At 60.7% G+C, this 14,616-nt stretch carries 13 protein-coding genes and 2 tRNA genes; 12 read left to right on the top strand and 3 right to left on the bottom strand.

Annotation, left to right across the window (positions count from 1 at the left end; all coding sequences use genetic code 11):
- The 3 genes from B5D49_RS12225 to B5D49_RS12215 form a co-directional block, all read right to left on the bottom strand.
- A partial coding sequence (locus B5D49_RS12225) for an RHS repeat domain-containing protein (RefSeq protein WP_327083021.1) occupies positions 1–834 on the bottom strand: 834 nt, incomplete at its 3' end.
- Between the two features lie 338 nt (positions 835–1,172).
- Positions 1,173–1,248, bottom strand: a tRNA-Glu gene (locus B5D49_RS12220).
- Between the two features lie 4 nt (positions 1,249–1,252).
- A tRNA-Lys gene (locus tag B5D49_RS12215) sits at positions 1,253–1,328 on the bottom strand.
- Between the two features lie 230 nt (positions 1,329–1,558).
- Between B5D49_RS12215 and B5D49_RS12210 the strand changes: the two genes are divergently transcribed.
- The 12 genes from B5D49_RS12210 to B5D49_RS12155 all read left to right on the top strand — a co-directional run bounded on the left by B5D49_RS12210 (position 1,559) and on the right by B5D49_RS12155 (position 14,595).
- Positions 1,559–2,824 carry a phenylacetate--CoA ligase family protein gene (locus B5D49_RS12210; protein ID WP_078717995.1) on the top strand — a complete coding sequence of 422 codons (1,266 nt, stop codon included), beginning with the start codon at positions 1,559–1,561 and terminating at the stop codon, positions 2,822–2,824.
- Positions 2,825–2,942: 118 nt separating this feature from the next.
- Positions 2,943–3,743 (top strand): DUF429 domain-containing protein, encoded by an 801-nt coding sequence (locus B5D49_RS12205; RefSeq protein WP_078717994.1) that lies wholly within the window; start codon positions 2,943–2,945, stop codon positions 3,741–3,743.
- Between the two features lie 79 nt (positions 3,744–3,822).
- Positions 3,823–4,983 carry a ChaN family lipoprotein gene (locus B5D49_RS12200; RefSeq protein ID WP_159447227.1) on the top strand — a complete coding sequence of 387 codons (1,161 nt, stop codon included), beginning with the start codon at positions 3,823–3,825 and terminating at the stop codon, positions 4,981–4,983.
- Complete coding sequence (locus B5D49_RS12195; protein ID WP_078717992.1) at positions 4,980–5,477, top strand: hypothetical protein; 498 nt, start codon at positions 4,980–4,982, stop codon at positions 5,475–5,477. The genes B5D49_RS12200 and B5D49_RS12195 overlap by 4 nt, the downstream gene beginning before the upstream one ends.
- Before the next feature lie 56 nt (positions 5,478–5,533).
- Complete coding sequence (locus B5D49_RS12190) at positions 5,534–7,516, top strand: O-linked N-acetylglucosamine transferase, SPINDLY family protein (protein WP_078717991.1); 1,983 nt, start codon at positions 5,534–5,536, stop codon at positions 7,514–7,516.
- Positions 7,517–7,585: 69 nt separating this feature from the next.
- Positions 7,586–8,473 carry a bifunctional DNA-formamidopyrimidine glycosylase/DNA-(apurinic or apyrimidinic site) lyase gene (gene mutM / locus B5D49_RS12185; RefSeq protein WP_078717990.1) on the top strand — a complete coding sequence of 296 codons (888 nt, stop codon included), beginning with the start codon at positions 7,586–7,588 and terminating at the stop codon, positions 8,471–8,473.
- A gap of 324 nt (positions 8,474–8,797) precedes the next feature.
- On the top strand, positions 8,798–10,375 hold the full coding sequence (murJ, locus tag B5D49_RS12180) for a murein biosynthesis integral membrane protein MurJ (protein WP_078717989.1): 1,578 nt from the start codon (positions 8,798–8,800) through the stop codon (positions 10,373–10,375).
- On the top strand, positions 10,372–11,232 hold the full coding sequence (locus tag B5D49_RS12175; protein WP_078717988.1) for a tRNA1(Val) (adenine(37)-N6)-methyltransferase: 861 nt from the start codon (positions 10,372–10,374) through the stop codon (positions 11,230–11,232). Before murJ ends, B5D49_RS12175 begins: the two co-directional genes overlap by 4 nt.
- An 81-nt stretch (positions 11,233–11,313) precedes the next feature.
- Positions 11,314–12,561: an AAA family ATPase gene (locus B5D49_RS12170; protein WP_078717987.1), complete on the top strand. Its 1,248-nt coding sequence runs from the start codon at positions 11,314–11,316 to the stop codon at positions 12,559–12,561.
- Positions 12,558–13,532 (top strand): metallophosphoesterase, encoded by a 975-nt coding sequence (locus B5D49_RS12165; RefSeq protein WP_078717986.1) that lies wholly within the window; start codon positions 12,558–12,560, stop codon positions 13,530–13,532. The genes B5D49_RS12170 and B5D49_RS12165 overlap by 4 nt, the downstream gene beginning before the upstream one ends.
- Entirely contained in the window at positions 13,525–13,878 is a 354-nt protein-coding gene (locus tag B5D49_RS12160) for a hypothetical protein (protein WP_078717985.1), read from the top strand. Before B5D49_RS12165 ends, B5D49_RS12160 begins: the two co-directional genes overlap by 8 nt.
- A 3-nt stretch (positions 13,879–13,881) precedes the next feature.
- Complete coding sequence (locus tag B5D49_RS12155; RefSeq protein ID WP_078717984.1) at positions 13,882–14,595, top strand: P-loop NTPase family protein; 714 nt, start codon at positions 13,882–13,884, stop codon at positions 14,593–14,595.
- Positions 14,596–14,616 lie beyond the last annotated feature (21 nt).

Raw genomic sequence — 14,616 nt, 5'->3', positions numbered from 1 at the left:
GTCCCCGATGGGGTCGGGCGCGGTCCAGCGGCCGGTGAAGGTGTCGTAATCACGCCAGCCGAAGCGGACAAAGCCCAGATCCCGGTCGTGCAGGCCGCCCGTGAAGCCGATGGGGACGCGGAAACCGGAGTTGGTGTCCTGGATGATCCCGCCGAAGGGGTCGTAGAGGATTACCTTTATCAGGTCGCCATCCGTGTCGGCAACCACACGTAGGGAACCGACTTGGTCGTAGTGCAGGGTGAAGACGGCACCGTCCTTGCGCCGCATGGCCGAGGGCAGCCGCTCGTTGCACCCGTACACGAACTCGTAGCCCATGCGCCCGTCGTGGAACGCGCGGAGACGGACGAAATCGAGCCATTGGTAGGCCTCGACGAGTTGGCCGTTGCAATACTTGGCGGCCCGCCGGCCCTCTTCATCGTGGCGAAAGGTGTAGACGCTGTTCTGGTTCTCCACTTCCATCTTGAGCAGCCGGTAGTCCGGCGCATACTCGTACAGGTGGTACGCGGAGCCGTTCGACCAGATGGACCGGAACCCGTTTTCGTCGTGCGTGAACCCATTGTTGCCCGCACTCATCAGCCGGTTGTCCAGGTTGTACCGGTAGTCGCGGTAGTGCGGCCCCACGGTGACGGGAAAGTAGTCCCGCTGGCGGCGACCGTCCCGGTCATAGTAACACTGGCAGATAAGCCGGTTGTCCAGATGCGCCTCGAAAAGCCTCCCGGCCTTGTCGTAGGCATACTTCCAGACAACGGGCCGCCCAGCCACGATTTCGGTTTTCTCCACGATTCGACCGTCCCGGTCATGCTTCAAACTCATTTCAAATACGCTCACATGCATCTCCTTCGGGCCACTGAGCGGACGGCCCTGCCGGTATTCGCGAGGAGCATATCACGGGTTTTTCGGCCAAAACGGCCAAAACTCGGCGGTGTCGGTGGGATGCAGCAGAATGTCGGTCGAATACACGGCGCGGTCGGTGAAATACAGAGTAATTTCTGAAGGTACCGCTTGACAGGTTTTGAATACAGACCGGATTGTAGCTGAAATGTTAGATGAAATGGAAAAACGAAGACCCCGGAACCACGAGATTCCGGAGCCTTTTGTTTGTTCAGGAAAAAATGATTTGTGCCAAGCACAAAAAAAGACACTCACATGTAATGTAAGTGTCTGATTTTCTTTGGCGTCCCCAGGGGGATTTGAACCCCCGCTACCGGCGTGAGAGGCCGGCGTCCTAGGCCACTAGACGATGGGGACAAAATGGTGGGCCGTATTGGGCTCGAACCAATGACTCTCTGCTTAAAAGGCAGATACTCTACCGACTGAGTTAACGGCCCTCCGGGTACGGCCCCGTTAAGGGAACGCATTGATATACGTTGAACCCCCGATGTGTCAAGCGTGATTTGCAAGAAAATAATGAAAGGGAACGACAAGGCGTAACCAGCTCGATTTATTGTATATAATAAAAAAAGCTTGAAATCTGCCATGAATTAGGGTATAGGCAATCTCCCATTTCTTTCCATATCAAAAATATATTCATTCCTGCTTTCAAAAGGGAGAAACGAGTATGACTCGCAAAGACCGCACCGAAGGCATCTACTCCAGGCGGGAAGTCCTGGACGAATCCGAACGGCGGCAATATTACCAGCTTCAGCTGAAAGAGCTGTTGTCTTACGCCTACCGGTATTCCGAAGATGTGAAGAAGCGCTTTGATCGCGCCCAGTTTAATGTGGACAAGTTCCGCACCCTGGCCGATCTCAAGCATATCCCCATCATCAAGAAGAAAGAGTTGATCTTTTTGCAATCCATGGGACCGCGTCTGGGCGGGCTGCTGACTAAGGATCTCGGGGAATTGCGCCGCGTGTTCCTCTCGCCTGGCCCGATCTTCGATCCCGAGGACCGCGCCGAGGATTATTGGGGCTGGACCGAGGGCTTTTACGCCTCGGGATTCCGTTCCGGCGATGTGACCCAGATCACCTTCAACTACCATCTGGCTCCGGCGGGCCTGATGTTCGAGGAGCCGCTCAAGGCGCTTTCCTGCGCCGTGATCCCTGCGGGTCCGTCCAACACCACCAGCCAGATTGAGATCATGCAGAAGTTGCGGGTCACGGGATATGTGGGAACCCCGAGCTTCTTGATGCACTTGGCGCAAAAGGCCGAAGAAATGGGGCTTTCCCTGCGGAAGGATTTGTTCTTGGAAGTGGCGTTCGTCACGGGGGAAAAGTTCTCCGAGAAAATGCGCTCCACCCTGGAAAAGAAATTCGACTGCATCATGCGTCAGGGCTACGGCACTGCGGATGTGGGCTGCATCGGGTACGAATGCTTCCACAAAACCGGGCTGCACCTCTCGAACCGGGCGTTCGTGGAAATCTGCCATCCGGACACGGGTATTCCGCTCAAGGACGGGGAAGTGGGCGAGATCGTGGTCACGGCTTTCAACAAGACCTATCCGCTGATCCGTTTGGCCACGGGCGACCTGGGATACCTTGACCGCAGCCCCTGCGCCTGCGGCCGTACCAGCCCACGACTTGGCGGCATTGTCGGCCGCGTGGACACCACGGCCCGCATCAAGGGTATGTTCGTGTATCCGCACCAGGTGGAACAGGTCATGGCCCAGTTTGAGGAAATTAAGCGTTGGCAGATCGAGGTCACCAACCCCGGCGGCGTGGACGAGATGGTGCTGAACATCGAGTCCGGAGCGTTCCGGCGTGAGGATGAACTGCTGCACACCTTCCGCGAGAAGATTAAGCTGCGTCCCATCCTCAAGGTGTTGGCTCCGGGAACCCTGCCGCCGCAGATCCGGCCCATCGAGGACAAGCGTACCTGGGATTAGCGAACACCCTTTCCATCGCGAAGATGCCCGCCCCGGAGTCACGTACTTCGGGGCGGTTTTGTTTGCAAAAAGATTAAAATTGGCAAAAGAAAAAGATGTAATGACAGAGTGATAAGGTATGCAAAAAAGCTTGCATGAAAAAGAAGTGCTCGGGATCGGTGTGGATGGATGCCGGGGCGGCTGGTTGGCTGCGATCCGCCGTGCGGACCGGTTGGATTTTGTCCTGTATCCAGTATTTGATTCGCTATTGGAGGAGCACCCGGGACTCGGTGCCAACGATGTACCGGAGACCGGGACCGTGCAAACCCGTCTGTTGATCGACATGCCCATTGGTCTGCCCCATGCGGGCATGCCGGTGCGGCCGTGTGACCGGGAGGCCAGAAAGCGCCTTGGACCACGCCGGGCCAGTGTGTTTTCCCCGCCATGCCGCGAAGCATTGGGCCAGTCCGACCATGCCCGGGCCTCAGCCGTGAACAGGGAGGTCACGGGCCGTGGATTGAGTATCCAGGCCTGGAACATTGCACCGCGCATCCGGGAGGTGGATCAGGCGTTGCGCGAGGGCCGGGCATGTCCTGACCGGGTCTTGGAATGCCACCCGGAACTATTTTTTGCGGCCTTGCTCGGTGGTCCCGCTGTGTACGCCAAACGGTCCGGCCCGGGACGGGAGGAGCGGGGAATGGCGCTGACCGGGTTGTGCCGGAATGCCAAAGACCGTATCAAGGAAGCGATGCGGAAATTCGGCACATCGGTGGCCTGGGATGATTGCGCGGACGCCATGGTGCTGGCGTTGGCTGGTGGACAAAATCCCTTGATCCGTCTGGGGAGCGATCCAAAGACCGGAAAGCCCCCTCGGGACGCGGCCGGACTCCCCGTGACCATTCATGCGCCGGAATTCTTGCTGCAAACAGACCCACGCTGAATCGTGGACAAGGAGCACCATGCAAACGAGGTTGAGCCAAGGGAAAAATTTGTCAAGAACATGGCCTCAGAGGATGATGATGGGGTGCGGACTGCTGGTCGCGTGCGTGCTTGCGGCCTGTGCAGGACCGAAGCCGGTTCCACTCAACCCCATGGTCCTGCGTTTTTTGCCCGAGCGCGGGGAGTTGGCCAACAGCAACGGGGATCGGCTTGCCCTGGAAGATGTCGCCCCATTGTTGGAGGAAGCGGATTTCGTGCTAGTGGGCGAGGGCCATACCAGCGTGTGTGACCATGCGTTCCAGCGTCGTATTCTGGCTCTGATGCTCAAGGGCGGGCAACGGCCCGCCGTGGGGCTGGAGATGGTGGGAGCGGACCTGCAGCCAGTGCTGGATCGGTTTGCCGCCGGGGAATTGGATCTGGAAACACTGCCAACGGCCTTGGACTGGAAAACCATTTGGGGCTATCCTTTCTCCCTTTTTGCCCCGCAGCTTGGGCTTGCGCAGGCGTATGGATTGCCCGTGGCCGGAATCAACGCCCCCAGACGTTTGGTCAAGGCTGTGGGGCGTCAAGGTCTGGAGGGGCTGTCCCCGGAAGACAGGGAGCAGCTCCCGCGCGAGATCATTCCACCGCCAAACGGACAACGCGAGTTTTTGCAACGGTTGTTTGGCGAGCACGCTACCAGAGGGCTGGGGTCCGGCGAATTGGAGAGATTTTTGACGGTACAGGCGCTCTGGGATACCGCCATGGCGCAAAATGCCCTTGGTCTGCACCGCAGCACCGGGCGGCCCGTGCTGGTTTTTGCCGGGTCCGGGCATGTGGAACGCGGCTGGGGCATTGCCTCAAGATTGCGGATCCTCGCCCCCAAAGCCAAGGTGGTTGCCCTGGTGCCCCTGCGCGACGCCACGGAGTTTCACCCGGAGGATGGCGATGTCCTGTTCTATTGCCCTCCGGCGTTTGAGAGCCGCATGGGGATGACCATTGAAGCGCGCGAAGGCCGGATCGTGGTTGTGGCGGTGCGGCCGGAGTCCAGGGCGGAGAGGGTGGGCATCCGCCCCGGGGACCGTCTGGTCGAGGCCCAGGGTCGGCCGATGCATGGGTTTATGGATTTGCACCGGGCAGGGAAGCAGGCGCATGAGCAAGGGCAGTCCCTGACCCTGGTGGTGGAGCGGCAAGGGGTACACTATGTTGTGGATGTTGGTCGTTTAGGAAAGCATCCTGAAAAAAAGAAGGGAAAAGAATGAGTTCTGTGCGGCGAGGATCCTTTGTATTGATTTGCGGATTATTGTGGTTGCTGCTGGCTGCCTGCGGCCAAACGCAGGATGTGGCGGACCTGCTGCCCACGGAAGTGGACGGAACCGCACGAACGGAATTTTTATCCGGTGAGGCGGGCCGGCATGCCGTGAACAAACTGCATGGCAAGAGCATCAAGGTGGAGGATGCGGCAGTGGCCACCTATGGGGGCGGGCATCCACCCGCGGCCCAGGTGTGGGTTTCCCGGGCGAGCAATGCGGCCGAAGCGCGGGAGCAATTGGCCGTGATGGTGGAGCGCATGCTCCGGGGACCGTCTCCCTTTACCCCGCCCAAGGCGGAGCGGCGCAGCGGAGTGGACGTTTACCGCACCGAAGGCTTGGGCATGGTCCATTTGTTGTGGACCCGTGGTGAGCTGGCCTGGTGGGTGTCGGTTTTGCCGGAACGGGAGCAGGCATTTATGGCGGAATTTTTGGAGCAGGAGTAGCCGGAACCGCTTGGGCAACCGATGGGGCGTCGCGGCCCGGCGCAAAGGGGGGAGCTATGGACGGACCGGACAGCCGGGATCGCTCAAAATTGTTGGAGTTGGCGAACATGGAGCAGCGCCGGGGGCGGCTGGACAGGGTTCGCGAGCTGTGTCGCCGGATCTTGAACCAATGGCCTGACGATGCCGAGGCATTGTGGCTGCTGGGGTCCGTGGCCCTGCAGAGCGGCCGTCACCGTCGCGCCGAGCATTTGTTGAGCCGTGCTGTAAAATGGCTGCCCAGGACCGGGCGGCTTCGTTTGCATTGGGGAATGGCGTTTGAGGGATGCGGTCGTCTGGCCGAAGCCGTGGAGCAGTATAAACAGTGCATTGCCATGGAACCGGAACTCGCCCAGCCCTATGTTCGCTTTGGCAATCTGCTCAAGGACAACGGCCAGCTGCGGGAGGCCATGGCCTGCTATGTGGAAGCCTTGCACCGCAACGCCGAGGATTTCGCCGCATTGGTGAATCTGGGTAGCGTGTTGCTGGATCTGGGTCGCGGCCGGGAAGCCGTGGGGTTTTTGCGCACCGCGTGCAAGGTGCGGCCCGATGCCGTGGCGGCCTGGCTGCACCTGGGCGCGGCACTGCACGATATGTGGGAAACCACGGAAGCGGAAAACGCGTACTCAAAAGCGCTGGAAATCGATCCCCGGCAGACCGGCGCCATGAACAATCTGGGCGTGCTCTTGCGTGATCAAGGCCGCATCCGCGAAAGCCTGGACTGGTTCTCCAAGGCCCGGAGAACCGATCCCGCGTTTTTGACGGCGCACAGCAACTATTTGTTGACCAGACACTACCTCCTGGATGAACCCGTGGAAACGTTTGCGGATCAAGCCCGGGACATCGCCCATGAGTTGTTTGACCCCTTGACCCGTCGGGCGCATCCCCATGCAAATGATCCCGACCCGGACCGCCGTCTGCGGGTGGGCTATCTGTCCGGTGACTTCCGCCGACATGCGGTGAGCAATTTTCTTGTGCCGCTGTTGGCCAATCATTCGGCTGAAAATGTTGAGTTTTACTGTTACTCCAGCAATCCGTATGACGATGGTATTACGGATCATCTTCGCAGCATTTGTGACCAATGGCGGGATATCCGGCATCTCAGCGGGGTAGAAGCCGCCCAGGTGATCCGGGATGACGGCATTGACGTGTTGGTGGATCTGAGCGGACACAGCGGACACAACCGTCTTGAGGTCGCGGCGCGCCGACCGGCACCGGTTCAGGCCGTGTGGCTGGGATATTTCGATACCACGGGGATGCAGGCCATGGATTACCTGTTGGCTGACGGTGTAACCTGCCCCGAGTCCGAGTCCGACCGCTATGTGGAAACGGTGGAGCGGCTGCCGGAGTGCTTGTGGAGCTACGGCCCGCCCATTGTGGATTTGCCCGAGCCGGAACCGGATTCCGAAGAGGAAAAACCCTTCACATTCGGGTGCTTCAATAATACCGCAAAGATCAACAAAGGGGTTGTGGATGCCTGGTCCGCCATCCTTCGGCAGGTGCCGGGCGCGGAGTTGCTGCTCCAGTCCGGCTCGTTTGCGGATGAGGCGGTACGGGAGCGGTATCAGGAGATGTTTCAGGACAGGGGCGTTGGTGACCGCGTGGTTTTCCGGCGCCACATGGAATTGCGGGGCTATCTCGCATCCTACCGTGAGGTGGATGTGGCGCTCGACCCCTTCCCCTACGCGGGGGGGGCCACAAGCGCGGATGCCCTGTGGATGGGAGTTCCCGTGGTAACGCTGCGGGGAGAGCGGTTCGAAGGGCGGCTCACGGCTACAACCTTACGGGCTGCGGGTCTTCAGGAGCTTGTGGCCGCGGACCTGGATGCGTATATGGGGCTGGCTGTGGAGCTGGCTCGGGATGGTAACCGGTTGGCGCAGTTGCGCCGGGGGCTTCGGGAACGCATGGAGGCTTCGCCCCTGTGCGATGCTGCGCGGTTCGCCCGGGACATGGAAGCCGCCTACCGGGCCATGTGGCGGCGGTGGTGCGCGGAACAGGGGTGATAACCGGGAGCCTTCTCCGGGATTGTTGCCATGCCGGGGGCAGGTTGGAGATTTGACAAGGGAAACATCATGCCGGAATTGCCGGAAGTGGAAGTTATAGCCCGTGGATTGCGGGACACCTTGGTGGGCCGCCGGGTCACGGCGGTGCGCGTTTTTGATGAACGGGCTGTGCCGGGGCATACGCCAGAGGAATTCGAGCAACGGGTCTGCGGTGTGGATCTGTGCGGTGTTGGCCGCCGGGGCAAGCTGCTTTTGCTGGACATCCGATCTTCCGTTGAAGAGGGCCATACCTCCGCAGAAGGGATATCCGAAGGGCGGGCGGCCGCTTCGGGGTCGGGTATGTCCGTACTCACCGTTCATTTACGGATGACAGGACGGATGGTGCACGGACCCGCGCGTGAGGCCGAGACCCATGAACGGATACGGTTTTGTCTGGACGACGGCAGTGTGCTGACCTTTGCGGACGTGCGGCGTTTTGGCGGTTGCCGGGTCTTCACCCGCAATCAGTTGGAACGCTGGAGCTTTTGGCAAAGCCTGGGACCGGAACCACTCGAGGTCTCGACGGAGAGTTTTGTAGAACGGTTGCAATCCCGACGCGCCCGGATCAAGGGGTTGCTGCTGGATCAGCGCGTCATAGCCGGCATCGGCAATATTTATGCGGACGAAAGTTTATTTCGTGCCGGAATCCGGCCCGATGCTCTGGCCGCAGGATTGTCTGCCGAACGGCTGGCCGGGCTGCACGCGAGTCTGCGTGAAGTGCTGACCCAGGCCATTGCGGAAAACGGCAGCTCCATCAGTGATTATCGCACGGCACGGGGCGATGCCGGGGCATTTCAGAATAGTTTTCAGGTCTATGGACGAACGGGAAAGACCTGCTTGCGATGCGGTGGGCTGCTGTGCGGCTGCAAGGTGGCTGGCCGGTCCACCTGTTATTGTCCGGATTGTCAAACAGATTGATATCATTAGTTATAGTTTTTCTGGCGGTTGGCATAAGCAAAAGTAGAAAAGTGCTGTAGATTCAGAATATAGAAAATCTTGAGTGATTGTCTAGAGAATTAAAAACGATAAAAAATGAGATGTTGTAAATTTCAAGGTGTAGGCCTTGTGGCGCGTACAAAGAGTTGTCGCGTGTAGGGGATAAAGAGTGTTGTATTTCAGTTTGATGGAATTGTTTTTGCTCGCAGCGGACAACGTAGGTGCGCCTGGGGGGAAAAAATGACCGAATCCGCATCTCCCAAAGCGGGCGATCAGAGCGTTGATTCGCGGGGGAATGGTGCGGCGATGGGCGCGGCATCCGGTGCCTGCCACGGTGGGACACCTTCCGGCGGACTGGCCCGCAACACCCTGGTGGTGGCAGGGGCCACGCTGTTGTCACGGGTGCTCGGGTTTGTCCGGGATGTGATCGTGGCCTTTGCCCTGGGCGCGGGAGCCGCCGCCGATGCCTTTTTCGTGGCCTTCCGCATCCCCAACCTGATGCGCCGTTTGTTTGGGGAAGGCTCGCTGACCATGGCCTTTATCCCGGTGTATTCGCGAGTGCGGGAGGAGCAGGGCGAGCTGGCCGCCCGGGAGATGGCCCGTTCCGCCCTGATCTGGCTGCTGCTCATCCTGGGGGCGTTGACCCTGGTGGTGGAAGTGCTGGCCGGGCCACTCACGTATGTGGTCGCCCCGGGGTTCGCGGATGATCCAGAGCGGTTTGGCATGACCGTGCAGCTGCTGCGTATCGTCTTCCCGTACGTGATCCTGATCTGTTCCGTGGCCTTGTGCATGGGCATTCTCAACGCGCATGGCCAGTTCCTGGCTCCAGCCCTGGCCCCGGTGATGCTCAATGTGGCGCTGATCGGTTCGGCTCTTGCGGGCTACTACGCGGGCGGCGACGTGGCCGTGTGCATGGCCGGGGGCGTTCTGGGCGGCGGCGTGCTGCAATGGGCGCTGCAACAGCCTGCCTTGCGGCGGCAGGGGTTTACCTGGCGCGGGGCATGGTCCTGGCGGGATGCCGGGGTGCGGCGCATGGCTCTGCTCATGCTGCCCACGGTGTTTGGCGCGGCCGTGTACCAGGTGAACATTCTGCTGGGAACGTTGCTGGCGTCATTTTTGCCTGAGGGCAGTGTTTCCTATCTCTATTATGCGGATCGGCTGGTGCAGTTTCCGCTGGGAGTGTTCGGAATCGCCGTGAGCACGGCGGCCTTGCCGAGCCTGTCCGCCCTGGCCGCAAAAAATCGTATGGAGGAGTTCCACGGAACCCTTGGCTCGGCCCTGGGCCTGACCATCTTCATCTCCCTGCCCGCCATGGCCGGTCTTTTGGCCTTGGCCGAACCGTTGATGAAGCTGTTGTTTTTGCGCGGCGCCTTCACCCAGGAGGCGGTCCGCGCTTCGGCTCTGGCGCTGTTGGCGTATGCCGGGGGGCTGCCGTTCATCGCGGGGCTGCGGCCTTTGGTGGCGGCGTTTTATTCGTTGGAGAACACGCGAACTCCCGTGGTGGTGGCGGCGGTGTCCATGGTGGCCAACATCGGCTTGGGCGCGTGGTGGATGGGTGGGTATGGGCATGTGGGGCTGGCCATGGCCGTGAGCGTATCCTCGGCGTTGAATTTTTCGCTGCTGTTGTGGTTTCTTGGGCGAGCGCTTGGAAAGTATCCTGCACCGCTGTTGACCATTCTCAAGTGTCTTGTGCTCTCGGGTGTGGTCTTTGCCGGAGCCTGGGCCTCGGCCCTGGGACCGTATCTGCTCTGGCTCGGGATGATCCCGGTATGGGTCGTGGTCTATTTTGCCGGAGCCGTTGCCCTGCGCGTGCCGGAAGCGAACCTGCTGCTCTCGGCGCTACGGCGGCGGGTGCGCGGAAAGACAAGCCGGAAAGCGTCATGACCACGGGACCGGAACAACGGGACGCCCAGGCGCAACCCAGCCCAAGGGACCGTTTTCCCCGGGGGTTGCAACAGCCCGGGAACGGCTACCGGTTTTCCATGGACGCTTTGCTGCTGGCCGCGTTTGCGGCTCGCGCCCTGGGCGGAAGTCCGGGAGGGCGAACGCGGCATGTGCTGGACCTGGGCACCGGGTGCGGCGTGGTCGGCATCGGCTTTTTGCTGGCCCGTCAATACATGGAGCAGGCGCACGCGGGCTGGAGTTTCTCCGGAGAAACAGCCGCCGCGCAATCATGGCAGGTTGTCGGGGTGGAGCGCCTGCCGGAACTGTTTCACTGTGCAGTGCAGAATATTCAGGAACTGGGCGTTGATGAGCAATTCACCCCTGTTTTGTCAGACGTTGCAGAATATAATGTGGCGAACAATACGTATGACGCAGTGATCAGCAATCCGCCGTTTCGAGCCTTGGGACGGGGGCGTGCCTGCCCATCGGCCGGGCGGGACGCAGCCCGGTTCGAGGATGCGAAAGGACCGGTTCCGTTTTTCCGGGCAGCCCGGGCCGCACTGCGGGACAAAGCGCCGTTTTATCTGGTGCATCTGCCGGAGCGACTGCCGGAATTGTTTTGCCTGGCCCGGGACATGGGCCTGGAACCCAAGCGAATGCGGCTGGTGCACGGGCATGGACAGGCTGAGGCGCGTATGGTCTTGCTGGAGATGCGCAAGAATGCCGGGTCAGGACTGCGTGTGGAGCCGCCGCTCCAGCTCTACCACGGCCACGGGCCGGACCGGTGTCTGACCCGGGAGGCACTTGCGTTTTGTCCCTTTTTGCAGTGCAATGCGGAAAAGCGGGGCGCTTCGTAAAGGGCGTTCCCCTGGATCGTGTTGATGGATGCGCGGGGAAGCCAGGTTCCCCCAACGAAACCCCCATAGGCGTAGCGGGCCATGATACAACGCATTATCCTACAGGACTTCCAGGCCCACAACCACACGGTGCTGGAGCTGGACCCGGGCGTGAACGTGCTCACCGGGCCGAACAACACGGGCAAATCCGCCATTGTGGAAGCGTTGCGTTGTTTGGCTACCAATCCTCCACCCAAGCATGTGATCCGCCATGGGGCCAAGCTGGCCCGCGTGGAGGTGGAGCTGGAGAACGGGGTACGCGTTGCCTGGAATCGTAAGAAAACCACGGCATGGTACGAGCTGTTCAAACCGGGGGACGAGGAGCCGGAATACTTCCGCAAGCTCGGCCGGGGCATGGTGCCGGATGAAATTCGCGACGCCCTGCGGCTGGACGAAGTGGAGCTGGAGAACAATACCCAGGTGGATGTCCACATTGGGGACCAGAAACGGCCGATATTTTTATTGGATAGCGCCGTCGCCGATGCAAGGTTGGCGGAGTTTTTTGCCGCGTCCAGCGAGGGTGCGCACCTGCTGGCCATGCAGAGCGCGCTCAAAAGCCGCACCCGGGAAGCGCGCATGCGGCACCGGGTCTTGGGCGAGGGCATGGAACGGTGTGAACAGGGGCTGGAACGGTTGCAAACCCTGCCCAGGATCACCCTGCACGGATTGCATGCCCGGGCAGCGGCCAAGGCCGCCGGAGAAGGGGAGGCAGCGCTCACCCGGTTGCAGCAGACCCGGGATCGGCAAAACGACTTGCAAATCCGGCAGCGCCGTGCCGGAAAACGGGCGCAGGCGCTGGAGGCTCTTGCTTCGCCGCCCACACCCGCCGACGTGCATTTGCTCAAAGAACGCCTCAACAGCATGCGACGGTTGGAGCAGCGGCGGGCAACCGCCCACCGGGTGCAGCACGCCTTGACTGCGCTCACTCCTCCGCCTGAGCCGGAATCCACAATAAACCACAAGCAACTGATTCACTCTCTCAACCATCTGGAACGTAAGCAATACTTCGAATCACAAAAGGCAACGATCCTTACTACACTACAAGGCGTTCCCCAACCGCTCGACGTGCAGCCTCTGGCCGAATTGCTCAAGGAGATGCAGGGGCTGGAGCAACGGATGGAATCTGCCCGCCGAATAGTGGCAGCCCGGGAGGACCGGTTGCGAAACCATGGGGAAGCATTGCAGCAACGCTTGCGTGAAGTGGGCCATTGCCCCCTGTGCGGCAATGCCCTGAATCAGGATGCGTTTCTGGGCGGCGCAGCCCGGGAAAAAGGGGACGGCAACGGATGAGCAATACTCACCCGATCCCCGAGCAACTGCCCCGGGTGCGAGGCAACGGACTGTTTTTGATCGGTGATCCGCACGTGGCGGATATCCCGCCCGGGCATCGCCTTCCGGGGTACCGTGAGCAGGTCTTGAGCAAATTGGCGGCCTGCCTGGACCGCGCCCGGGAACTGGAAATGCCCGTGGTGCTGCTGGGCGATCTGTTCCACCGACCCAGGGACAACTCCAACACATTGCTTGTGGAACTCATGAGCCTGTTTCGGCCGCATCGTCCGTTTGTGTTGGTGGGTAACCATGACAAGCACCTGGCCCGCTGGACCCGGGATGTGTCCCTGGCTGTGCTGGGCGAGGCCGGAGTCATCCGGCTCATGCAGGAGCCGGGATTGCAGTTCGTGCTGGAGACGCCGGAGGCAAAGGTCGTGGTGGGCGCCACCCCGGATGGTCACCGTCTGCCCAGAGGGCTGGACCGGGAGTATGTGCCGGATGAGGCGACCGTGCTCTGGTTCACGCACCACAACATCAGCTTTCCGGATTTTTTGGATCGCGCCGGGCGCATCAAGGAATTGCCCGGCATCGACTGGCTCATCAACGGGCATATCCACCGGCCTCAGCCCCAGGTGCAGGCCGGAAGCACCACCTGGGCCAACCCCGGAAACATCACCCGGCTGACCTTTTCCCGGCGTTCCAGCGAAAAGATTCCGGCCGCCGCAATCTGGACGCCGGGGTGTGAGGAATTGACAAGCTGGCAGGTGCCGCACGAACCGTTTTACGACGTGTTCCCGCGCCAGGAGTTTCCGCCCGAGGAGCAGGAGGAACACGGGGAGTCGCGGTTTTTGGAGGGGCTGGAACGGCTGGCCATGCGCCGTAGCAGCGAAGGAACCGGCTTGCGGGAATTTTTGCAGGCCAATCTCAACCCGGAGCAGCCCGAGTCGGCCTTGATCTGGGCGTTGTATAAAGAGGTGGTGGACAATGAATGAGAAGCCGAGAAGTGGCGGCGAGAGCGATGAAGCCCTCCAGCGTGAATTGAATCAGCTCAAGGACGAATATGAGCGGTTGCGGGATGAAAAGGTCCGCGCCCAGCGCGATGTGGAGACCTTGAACCGTCAGCTGGAGGAGTGCCGGAACCAGGCGGAGCAGGAATACGGCACATCGGACCCGGAGCAGCTCCAGGCGTTGCTTGTGGAGCGCCGCCGGGAGAATGCCCGTTTGGTGGCCGAGTATCGTACCCATTTGGAAGCGGTGCGAGCCGGCTTGGATGCGGTGGAAGCCGAGGAGTCCAGAGCCGCGGAGAATGGAGAGAACGGCGCCGAGGGAGCGTTTTAGGCCATGGATTGCAGCGAGCTGGATGAATTGTCGGAACGGGTGGCCCAATTATCGGGGCTGGCCGCAAGCCGTCACCAGGAGTATTTGGCGTTGGCCTCTGAGCGGGCGCAGCTGGACCGGTTTTTGGAACTGGCACCCCGGGCCGTGACCACCCTGGAGGAGCTTTCCACCCGGTTGTTTGGGGAAATACTCGATGAAATTGAGTCCAACCTGACCCACGCCGTGCGGGAAGTGTTGGGCCAGAACCGTACCGTGGTCAGCGAGCGGCGGACAGTCGGCAACCGGCTTCAGGTGCATTTTTCCATTCACAGCGGGGAGGATCCGGACCATCAGGAGGATATCCTGCGGGGGCAGGGCGGATCTGTGGCCAACATCCTTTCCGTGGGGCTGCGGCTCATTGCCCTGTCCCAGCTGGATCCGTACCGGCACCGGCCGTTTTTGGTGCTGGATGAGCAGGATTGCTGGCTCAAGCCGGAACTGGTTCCCCGGTTTATGCAACTTATAGCCCGTATTGCCCGGCGGCTTGACTTGCAATTGCTGGTCATTTCCCATCATCCCGTGGATACGTTTGCCTCGGCTGCGGACCGGATTTTGGAACTTGTGCCGAATCAGGACGAGGGACCAAGGGTTCGGTGCCGTCCCTTGCGGGAAAAGCGGCTGGCCGATCCCAATGGACCGGAACCGGAAGAGGAGGCAAACGTCGCGTCAGTGGACTAGGGCGTTGTGTGGCTTGCCATG

The sequence above is a fragment of the Paucidesulfovibrio gracilis DSM 16080 genome (assembly GCF_900167125.1).
Lineage (GTDB): Bacteria > Desulfobacterota > Desulfovibrionia > Desulfovibrionales > Desulfovibrionaceae > Paucidesulfovibrio > Paucidesulfovibrio gracilis.
This window is presented reverse-complemented; position numbering and strand designations above follow the sequence as displayed.

Coding starts and splice junctions, on each gene's coding strand:
- B5D49_RS12210 (WP_078717995.1), top strand. CDS start 1,559: ATGACTCGCAAAGACCGCACCGAAGGCATCTACTCCAGGCGGGAAGTC.
- B5D49_RS12205 (WP_078717994.1), top strand. CDS start 2,943: ATGCAAAAAAGCTTGCATGAAAAAGAAGTGCTCGGGATCGGTGTGGAT.
- B5D49_RS12200 (WP_159447227.1), top strand. CDS start 3,823: ATGGGGTGCGGACTGCTGGTCGCGTGCGTGCTTGCGGCCTGTGCAGGA.
- B5D49_RS12195 (WP_078717992.1), top strand. CDS start 4,980: ATGAGTTCTGTGCGGCGAGGATCCTTTGTATTGATTTGCGGATTATTG.
- B5D49_RS12190 (WP_078717991.1), top strand. CDS start 5,534: ATGGACGGACCGGACAGCCGGGATCGCTCAAAATTGTTGGAGTTGGCG.
- mutM (WP_078717990.1), top strand. CDS start 7,586: ATGCCGGAATTGCCGGAAGTGGAAGTTATAGCCCGTGGATTGCGGGAC.
- murJ (WP_078717989.1), top strand. CDS start 8,798: ATGGGCGCGGCATCCGGTGCCTGCCACGGTGGGACACCTTCCGGCGGA.
- B5D49_RS12175 (WP_078717988.1), top strand. CDS start 10,372: ATGACCACGGGACCGGAACAACGGGACGCCCAGGCGCAACCCAGCCCA.
- B5D49_RS12170 (WP_078717987.1), top strand. CDS start 11,314: ATGATACAACGCATTATCCTACAGGACTTCCAGGCCCACAACCACACG.
- B5D49_RS12165 (WP_078717986.1), top strand. CDS start 12,558: ATGAGCAATACTCACCCGATCCCCGAGCAACTGCCCCGGGTGCGAGGC.
- B5D49_RS12160 (WP_078717985.1), top strand. CDS start 13,525: ATGAATGAGAAGCCGAGAAGTGGCGGCGAGAGCGATGAAGCCCTCCAG.
- B5D49_RS12155 (WP_078717984.1), top strand. CDS start 13,882: ATGGATTGCAGCGAGCTGGATGAATTGTCGGAACGGGTGGCCCAATTA.